Here is a 9,148-nt window from a genome sequence, read left to right as displayed (position 1 = left end):
AACCTGACGGCTTTCATTCCAACTCTCGATATATTAGTTGTTATTGCTTAAATAAATTTAGGCAACACTCTCATTTCGCACTAACGTACTTATAGAGAAACGTGTCGCACCGGATGACTGCATAGGATCGTTTCCCTCACCTCTACTCTCTTGGTACATAATTCCTAATAAAACTGCTGTTTTCTCTCCTAAATTATATTTTTCTAATTCTTTTTTCAAGGTAGATTCATATTGCAATACACGTTTTTCGGTGGCTAGCGCTTTATTTTTTTGAATATTGGTTTTATGATTAAAATATAGCATTCCAAGTATTATTCCTAAGCCTAAAATACTAATAAGGAACACTTTTATAATTTGTTTTTTACTTGTATCCTTCATATATTCCTCCTCGTATAAAAAATTTAATTTTTCAAAGGTAATTGGTTATTTACAAACTATGTAATGAACATCTATCTCCCGCCCTTTTTAGACTCAAACATCAATACTTTAAGGTTTTAAGTTTAATATAAAAATTTAAAGATAAGGTAAAGATAAGATAAAGATAAGATAAAGGGCATTTTTTATACGTACTTTAAAAGATATTGGTACAAAGGGGTATGTGGGGAAATTTGTTGATATAAATGGATTTAGTAATAATGGAAAGGTCAACGTACAAATTATTAATAATGGAGGTATCATTCCAGATGATTTACCCTATCTTTTCAATATGCTTTATATAAAAACTACAACATAACATATAATAAAAAAACGGCGAACCCTCGACGTAGGAGAATCCACCATCACAAATAAATGATTATTTCACACCTAGTTTTTCTTTTACTTTCTTAGGAAGCTCATCTTCCTGCACTTCCTCCCAAGCTGTTACACCTTTTTTATCTAAATGATATACACGTAGGAATGCTTCTTTACGAAGATTCTTTTGTGCGATAAATTCTAACTCTTTTTCTTTACCTTCCTTATCAAAACCCGATAATGTATATTCATACTCCTTTCCCATCACTTTACCATCCATAGATTTTGAAACTCCTCCTTTTCCATCCATATTAATTTGAACGTAATATTCATCTTTACCAATACGGTTGATATCACACCAAACTAAAACACTTGCAAATACAACTTCCTTATTTTTTACGTACCTGTATATTTTTATCTTTTTACTCACTTTTATTTTTCTTTCTTAACTAACTTATTTAAGATAATCTCATATAAATTACTTAACGAATTAATGCTATTTGCGACATAAAAAAAGAGAGGCGTCTGCCCCCTCTTAGAAGTGAAATTCAACTTGCTGTTCTTTTGTAATTGTCTCATCCCCTCAGGATTAACTGTGTCGCTAAAGAGTAACTTAGCTGATATAATCTCCTCAAGCTTACTCTTAATGAATAGACCTACGCTACCTTCTTTCTTCACCTTCCCATAGAATTTGTTAGCATTCTCATCTTTCTCCTAACTAAGATCTTTTACTTTTACTAATTTCATATGAGAAATTCCCTCCAAATGTACACACTAAGAATGAGATTTGATAGAAGATACTTGTCTACATTTTGACTTTTCCTATTAAAACTGGAATATTTGGTAAAATGTATTAAACACGCAAATAACTTGATATCGTATCTCATGATTTTAATAATGATTCTGTTTTTCATTGTAGTAAGGTTGTTTATCTCATATTGAATTACCTTTCATTTTTCTTACAGGTTCGCAATATTTTTGAAAAGACAGTTTATAAAGCCGAGAATTATTATTTTTTAAGAGATAGCATTGAGGAGTTTTTCATATGCACTGTACTATACGGTACTAGATTCCCGTACAGATTTCATTTACAATTCATTGTATTTTCTTTACCATTTACCAAGTTAAAATGGAACAAATTTATTACTTAGAGTGTCTATTATGTGTATCCCTAAAAATATGAAAGGACTTATTATTCCCCAAAGTAAAGTGATGTAAAAAAGTGTGTATTGAGATACTTCATTTAAATGTTACGAGTTTAATACTTTCACGGGTAAACTATAAAAAAAGAAACACCCTAAACAGCAACTGTTCATTCATATAAACGCTTTGGTTCTGCTTAGCCTGTTAAAATTCAACTTCAGAAGTATCGGTATCCAACACCCGCTTTAATTAACATCGGTATTTAAAATACCAAAACAAAATCCATATATCGTTGAAAGAGGTTGAAAATTCATGTACGTTTTAAACAAGTTCTTTACCTACAAAAAGATTGTACCCGTCGTATTACTTTCATGTGTAACACTAATAGGGTGTTCTAATAGTAATACTCCATCTGAACCACCTAAGCAAACAAAACAAATAAAGCAAATTAAACAAGAAAATACAGGTCATGATTCTTTTGCTAAGCTTGAAAAAGAATATAATGCTAAGCTTGGTATTTATGCTCTGGATACAGGTACAAATCAAACTATTGCTTATCATTCAAATGATCGTTTTGCATTTGCCTCTACATCTAAATCATTAGCAGCGGGAGCTCTTTTACGTCAGAACTCAATAGAAGCTCTTGATGAAGGGATTACGTATACGCGTGAAGACCTTTCTAATTATAATCCAATTACAGAAAAGCATGTGTATACAGGAATGACGTTAAAAGAACTTGCAGATGCTTCTGTTCGATATAGTGACAGTACGGCACATAATTTAATTCTTAAAAAGTTAGGTGGTCCATCCGCATTTGAAAAAATCTTGAGAGAAACGGGAGATACGGTTACTAAATCTGAACGATTTGAACCTGAATTAAATGAAGTACATCCTGGAGAAACGCGCGATACCAGTACACCAGAAGCGATCGCTAAGACACTTCAATCATTTACATTAGGATCTGCACTTCCAACAGAGAAACGTGAATTATTAGTAGATTGGATGAAGAGAAATACGACTGGAGATAAGTTGATTCGTGCGGGCGTACCAAAAGGATGGGAAGTAGCTGATAAAACAGGCGCAGGATCTTATGGAACAAGGAATGATATTGCAATTATTTGGCCACCAAATAAAAAACCAATTGTTCTTGCCATCCTTTCTAATCATGATAAAAAAGATGCAGAATATGATGATAAGCTTATTGCAGACACAACTAAAGTCGTATTAGATACTTTAAAAGTTACGAATAAAAACTAATAAATTAATAGTTTTCCGTGGTTAGGGGACATATTCTCTAATAAGAGTAACCATACATGAACGTCAAATGATGCTAAAAAAAGAAAAAACGCGCAGTTCCATTTGGAATTGCGTGTTTTTATTTTGCTAATTTATTTTGGATAACCGCTTGTGTCATCCAGTGCTGATTAGTTTGCACATGGTCTTTTCGAACAAATGCCCCTATGGATTTTGAAAAATCATTATAGTGAAACGCATCCGTTAATCTAAGTACATACCCCTCCTGAATCCCTCCAAAGAGTGAAGTACCGTTGTAGCACGAACGAATTACCTTTTCATTATAGGGGCCACGATAAACATTCATTTTTCTCATTCTATATTGAAAAGACATAAAAATAGGACGTCAGTGCTGTGTAGTGAATGCCATGACAAGCATACACATTTTCACCACATATCCTCCAGCCTTCTGGAATTCTATCCGTCCATATTTTGTAGAACACGGTCATCACTTGTTACCCCTATCGACCAAGGAACATGCAATGTTCGTGGATATTTTACAAGCATTTTTTCACCTCTCTACTTCGCAAATGCATCTGCATCTCCGAAAAAATATACATACCTCTTTATGATAGTCTTCTATAAGTTTATTGATACAAAATAAGCAAGCGGTGGATTCAGCAACGGGATGTTCTTCATGACAAATTGAACACCACACCCATGCGTCTCCTCCTGTTTCACCATTACAGTTTGCTGTAAGTCCCTCTTTACTTGTTCGTTCATAGTTTCTTATAGTTCGAATAAGACGATGCACAATCCGCTCTGGTTTTATGTAATCTATTAGCTTGAATCGTTACTTAAATATTAAGGGTGTCTCGGTAACACATCCTTTTTTCCTAAGGCAGTGTAAATGGTAACCTCTGAATAACTCATGAATATCTTTATACCGATTGTGATATTTATAATTTTCTCCCCAAGCAGCAATCAACATATTTTCCATTAATTTTTTTCTTTTCAATATTTCATCTAACTTCGTACGATTAATTACTTCCTGTAGTAGCCTTTCTACTGTATCTATTTTATCTCATTTGGTTTTCTCAATATTCTTTACTTCTATTTTTTGATTGTTATAACTTGCACTTTCTTGGTATCAGAAATTTCACTGTAACCATAATAAAGTAGAAAAAACAATAAAATAATTGTCCAAATAAATATAAACACTTTATAACTATACTTCATATGAAAAACCTCATTTTCCCTATATAAGTGAATGTACATACACCTTATAAATCCTATTACATAAATTATTGGATATTGCAGTAGTAGAGAATCATTAAGTATTAGAAATTGTTATTCATAAACATATCCAAGAAATCTTCAAAAAATATCATCTAGACATTTTAACATTTCATAAAAATGCACAGATAATATTTTTACGTTTAGCTAAGTAATGCTTATTATGTAATAAATCCTTATCTCTATTTCACCTTAATATTTATATGTACAAGAGTCTGTGTAGCAACTAGGCTGTACTTTAAATATGTACTAAATTGTGTGTGGGAAAGGAAGCACATTTTATTTAAAGTTGTTACTTTGAACCCTTTAATTAGTTGGTAGTCTTCTTCATTCAGACAGAAAGGAAATTTAAAGTGTGCACGTATTTTCAACTCAGACTCTTTACTACACACACTCCTATACACATAAAACATCTATACCTTTCGTAACATTAAGGAAACAAAAGGAAATGATATAGAAATAATTATAATATTTCGTAACAACCTTGTAACACAAATGTAACACAATACATTTAATCGTACAATACTTTTTTAGCTAATTATCAACAAAGCATTGTTAATATCGTTCAAATTTGATAATGTTCCCATAAAGTAATATATATTGTTTGTGAAGTGTTTTTTCAAAATATAACGAAACCTACCATGACGGAGGAATGTTAATTCAATTTAAGAATAAATGGATTGATACCTTTCTAGCTTTTGTATCCCAATCATAGTATAGAGAGGATTATGGTTATCCAATAAATGTATGTGAACATATACAAGCTAAGCCTTCTAAATAATTACTGTAACTAAAAAAACAAGTAATTATACTTGTTTTTTTAGTTTACTTTCCAATATCGCAACAGTTTTATGTGCTCTCTTTTCCTGTCTACATTATTGGATGCATATCTTACTAAAGATAGCTTCTTTTTTTATGATTCTATTGAAGTAATTAATTGCTGACGTTCTTTATCTCTATAAATTTTCATTTCATGTTTAAACTCGTAATTTCCTACTTCAAATCTAGCCCATTCCTTACTTGTCCAATATACTACATCTACATTTTCTTTTAAGATTGCAGAACACACATCCACTAATTCATCTTTGTAAAATGGAGCTTCTTTTGCTAATTCAAAAGCAAGCACTTTTGGATCCTTAGTTTTAATTTGAAGTTCCCTAGAGGTTTGCCCTAAATACTGCCATGGCGATGGTATTGATTGAACTTGGGCATCTCCCCTATCTTGAAACTGTGATGGAGAATAATTTGTTGAAGCAAATGTAGGTTTACTTACTCCTATTGCTGTTCCTAAAACAATAGAACCAATAATAAGTTTTTTAATCATTTTTTCAGCCCCTTTAATAATTTTGGATATGCTTCATTTTTATACCACGTTCACAGTCATGTAAATAAAGATAATTTGACATAATTCTGCGTTTTCCTCAAAAAATGTATATTAATTACACACCTTAAATTTACTAAAAGCAAAACTGTTGGTTAAGGTAAATTTTTTTGTCGTAAGTATACACTTTTTGTATAAAAATTAGTTTTTTAAATATTTGCATACTTATTGATAAAGCTTCCTGCCATACCTTATTCGAAGCCAATTTACCTCTACCTACTCACTTCGCATTCCTTGAAGAAGGAATCTTCTTGACTAAAACGATAAAAAAGTTGGGGATTCCCCCAACTTTTTTATACGTTTATTGTCTTATTAATCCTGTAGATGTAACCCGATATGTTCTTTTCTTTCCGATATATTCCTGTTTTCCATTCTCAAGGTTAGTTAAAGTCGCGCGTGTTTTTTCCTTTGCTGCTTCCCCTTCTATATGAGTAAATTCTATATAATCTCCCTCTTTTACAGGTACTGTTTGGGTTTCAGCATTTTGTTGTCTATTTCCCATAATTTCCTTATTGTACATAACGCTACCAGATGAGTTCTGGACTTTAATACTTGCATATGTGCTATTGAAATAAGAATGCGGTACACCAGTTTCTAATATTCGCTTTAAAACTTAGATATATTTAATATTTTTTTCACTACTATTATTAATCAAATTATAGTATTTTGTATTAAAATCTTATGATTTAGGACTAAATAACTTAATTGATCACACTATTTGACTCAGAATTGTTTACCAGAAAAACGTTATGTAAACTTTCTATTTGTCAATTAGACAAAATAGTTTATTTGCTCGTACCTTATCATTAGCTAGAAAGAGCCTACTAAAAAAACGTAGACTCCTTTAGGTATCTAAACATTACATATATTTCAAACGTAGATTCCTCTAACGTTAACACCTGCCCAATTCCAGCGTTGTTTACAAGGATATCAAATGTAGTATCACCTATATATTTTTGAAAAGATTGATCCATCATTGAATACAATTTATTAATGCCATTAAAAGTACTTAAGTCTGCACGAATCGCAAATGCGGAACCACCATCTTTTTTAATTTTATCCACTACACTTTCTGCTTCTTCTTTTCTTTTACTATAGTGAACAACGACTAACGCACCAGCCTGTGCCAAATGTAAGGCAATACTTCGACCTATCCCTCTACTAGCCCCTGTTACTAATGCAATTTTCCCCTTCAATTTATTCATCTCATCATCCCCTTGTTTAAAAAAATCTACTTAGTCATATCACAAGATACCCTTTGAAATGTTGCTCACTAATTTGATATCCATAAAACCAAAAGGCCCACTCATAATTATAAGAGTCGGCCTTTTCACTTCACATATTCATTAGCTTTACATACAGCATCCCTAACTGTTATGTACTTTGTACTAAGTATAATAAAGACTCTAAATGGTATTATAGGTAAAGCCAACTTAAACTAAAGTTAATTCATATACATTTTGCTTAGAGTCTCTGCCTTTAAACAGTTCGTTTAGGATTCTATGCATATATTCAATAAAATTTCAGCAATGCCTGTATTTTTCATCTTTCATATTTTTCTTTGTTAGCTATGAGTATACTTAAAAAACTAAAAACTATTTGATAATCTTTTAGAATCTAACTTTCTTTTAATACTATTTGCTATTTCTTCAATATTTTCATTTAGAAAGAAATGATTACCTTCAAAAGAATGAAAAGTACACGTTTTACTTGTGTATCGTTCCCATTTTATTACTTGATCATATGTAGTAAATTCATCATTTTCCCCATTAAATATAAGAAAATCAATATCACATGGTTGTGTATTTTTGTCATGAATATACGTCTCAACGATTTTAAAATCTGCTCTTAGAATAGGGAGAAAAATCTCCATTAATTCTTCTGATTGCAGTACCCCAGATGGTGTACCTCCCATTGCAATAACTTCTCTTTTAAATTGCTCATTAGAAAGATTATGTCGGATATTTTTTATTTTACTATTTGGATGATTTCTACCGGACAAAACAAGAAATTCAGGCGATACGTTTTTAGAATCTTTTATTTTTCTGGCTAATTCATAGGCGATCAAACTTCCCATGCTATGCCCGAATAGAATGTAGGGCGAATCATCTATCTGCATAACTATTTTATTGTAGACATCATTTACTGCCTCTTCCATACTTTGGTACAAGTTTTCTTCAATTCTATATCCTCTACCAGCTAACTCTATCGGGACTACCTCAATATATGGATTAAAGTGATTTTTCCATTTTGCGTAACTAAACGCAGATCCCCCAGCATGTGGAAAGCAAAAAAGTTTAGTCTTCTGCATTGATTTTCTCCTTACTTTCAAATTTGTATATATTTTGGCAAATTGCATAAATGTCTTTAATTATTATCTCTTGCGGAAATTCATCCCTTGTTGCACAAGCAGATAACTTATAATTTGGATCAATGTTATATTGTTTAAAGTAAAAGTTTTTAGGTATATTCTTGTATGAAATTAAAGTTCGTGATTCTTTTTTTATAGAGAATGAATTTAATGGGGTATAAAGCCCTTTTCCAATCGTTTTTATATAGCTTTCTTTTAATGTCCATAAATCAAAAAAACAATTAATTTGTTCATCAGAATTCATATTAGATATATCATAAAATTCATCCGCTGAAAAAAATTCTTTTGCTAATTTAAGAGCCTCTATCTCTGAAATCTTTTCTATATCAATACCCACATTAAAATTAGCAGTAGTACAAACCACCCATTCTCCTGAATGTGACAGATTAAAATGAAAGTCAGAAAAATTTTCAACAAAAGGTTTTCCATACTCATTATATTTAAATCTAATTTCTTCATTATTAATTTTATACTTTTGGCAGATTAGAGATCGGATTAGTAAATCCCCTATCAGGGTCCTATTAACGTCACATGAGTTTAATAAACGCTTCATTCGTTCTTTCTTCTCATTTGAAACCAAGTTACTAAGTTGCTTAAACAAATGACTTTCGATATTCTTTGGTATTTTCACAGCTTGAATGTGTATGATAAATCACTTCCTTTTTTTAAAGATGGCTTCATATATGTGCGTTACATAAATTCAAATTAACTTTATTAAATTGCAAATACAATAGAAAAGGTGCATATTTACATATCAATGAAAATATACACCTTTCCTCAATAATATCATCAAAGCATTAGTTTCTATTACAAAAAATAGAGAGGATTTACATCATTCTATGAGCAACTCATATAGGTTTCTATGTCTCTATCAAGTAAATTTTCCATTATCCTCTTAAAAATTAATACTCTTGATATATTCATTATTGCCTACACTTTATTTGCAGTTATTGGTCTCCCCTTTTCATTCATAGCGTTGCATCTTTTGCACT

6 protein-coding genes and 5 pseudogenes are annotated in these 9,148 nt (G+C 31.2%); 2 read left to right on the top strand and 9 right to left on the bottom strand.

The features are described from left to right. Positions 1 to 111: 111 nt before the first annotated feature. Together ACS2CR_RS27055 and ACS2CR_RS27050 are read right to left on the bottom strand one after the other, a co-directional pair. Positions 112 to 378 (bottom strand): annotated as a pseudogene (locus ACS2CR_RS27055) (lysozyme family protein); the annotation flags it as partial. Between the two features lie 415 nt (positions 379 to 793). Next, positions 794 to 1,150 carry a YxeA family protein gene (locus tag ACS2CR_RS27050; protein ID WP_042890813.1) on the bottom strand — a complete coding sequence of 119 codons (357 nt, stop codon included), beginning with the start codon at positions 1,148 to 1,150 and terminating at the stop codon, positions 794 to 796. Between the two features lie 1,037 nt (positions 1,151 to 2,187). Between ACS2CR_RS27050 and blaIII the strand changes: the two genes are divergently transcribed. Beyond that, positions 2,188 to 3,132, top strand: coding sequence for a class A beta-lactamase BlaIII (gene blaIII, locus ACS2CR_RS27045; RefSeq protein ID WP_053512808.1), 945 nt, complete (start codon positions 2,188 to 2,190; stop codon positions 3,130 to 3,132). Positions 3,133 to 3,250: 118 nt separating this feature from the next. On the opposite strand, the pseudogene ACS2CR_RS27040 reads toward blaIII, so the two are convergent. Both ACS2CR_RS27040 and ACS2CR_RS27035 read right to left on the bottom strand, forming a co-directional pair. After that, a pseudogene (locus ACS2CR_RS27040) lies at positions 3,251 to 3,675 on the bottom strand (RNA ligase family protein). 72 nt (positions 3,676 to 3,747) lie between these two features. Then, positions 3,748 to 3,891: a hypothetical protein gene (locus ACS2CR_RS27035; protein WP_153580215.1), complete on the bottom strand. Its 144-nt coding sequence runs from the start codon at positions 3,889 to 3,891 to the stop codon at positions 3,748 to 3,750. Between the two features lie 1,141 nt (positions 3,892 to 5,032). Here ACS2CR_RS27035 and ACS2CR_RS27030 point away from each other — a divergent pair. Next, positions 5,033 to 5,119, top strand: a pseudogene (locus ACS2CR_RS27030) (DUF2278 family protein); the annotation flags it as partial. 198 nt (positions 5,120 to 5,317) lie between these two features. Here ACS2CR_RS27030 and ACS2CR_RS27025 read toward each other — a convergent pair. The 5 genes and pseudogenes from ACS2CR_RS27025 to ACS2CR_RS27005 all read right to left on the bottom strand — a co-directional run bounded on the left by ACS2CR_RS27025 (position 5,318) and on the right by ACS2CR_RS27005 (position 8,787). Next, the gene (locus ACS2CR_RS27025; RefSeq protein WP_000592188.1) at positions 5,318 to 5,728 is read right to left on the bottom strand and encodes a hypothetical protein; all 411 of its coding nucleotides are present in this window, start codon (positions 5,726 to 5,728) and stop codon (positions 5,318 to 5,320) included. A 358-nt stretch (positions 5,729 to 6,086) separates the two neighbouring features. Continuing rightward, positions 6,087 to 6,395: pseudogene (locus ACS2CR_RS27020) on the bottom strand (putative mucin/carbohydrate-binding domain-containing protein); the annotation flags it as partial. A 253-nt stretch (positions 6,396 to 6,648) separates the two neighbouring features. Next, a pseudogene (locus tag ACS2CR_RS27015) lies at positions 6,649 to 6,990 on the bottom strand (SDR family NAD(P)-dependent oxidoreductase); the annotation flags it as partial. 383 nt (positions 6,991 to 7,373) lie between these two features. Beyond that, on the bottom strand, positions 7,374 to 8,096 hold the full coding sequence (locus ACS2CR_RS27010) for a thioesterase II family protein (protein ID WP_001172935.1): 723 nt from the start codon (positions 8,094 to 8,096) through the stop codon (positions 7,374 to 7,376). Next, positions 8,083 to 8,787, bottom strand: a complete 705-nt coding sequence (locus ACS2CR_RS27005; RefSeq protein ID WP_000701216.1) for a 4'-phosphopantetheinyl transferase family protein — start codon at positions 8,785 to 8,787, stop codon at positions 8,083 to 8,085. The genes ACS2CR_RS27010 and ACS2CR_RS27005 overlap by 14 nt, the downstream gene beginning before the upstream one ends. Positions 8,788 to 9,148: the final 361 nt, after the last annotated feature.

The sequence above is a fragment of the Bacillus cereus group sp. BceL291 genome (assembly GCF_051776705.1).
GTDB lineage: Bacteria > Bacillota > Bacilli > Bacillales > Bacillaceae_G > Bacillus_A > Bacillus_A cereus.
Note: the sequence above shows the minus strand (reverse complement) of the source record. Positions and strands in the feature narration are given on the sequence as shown.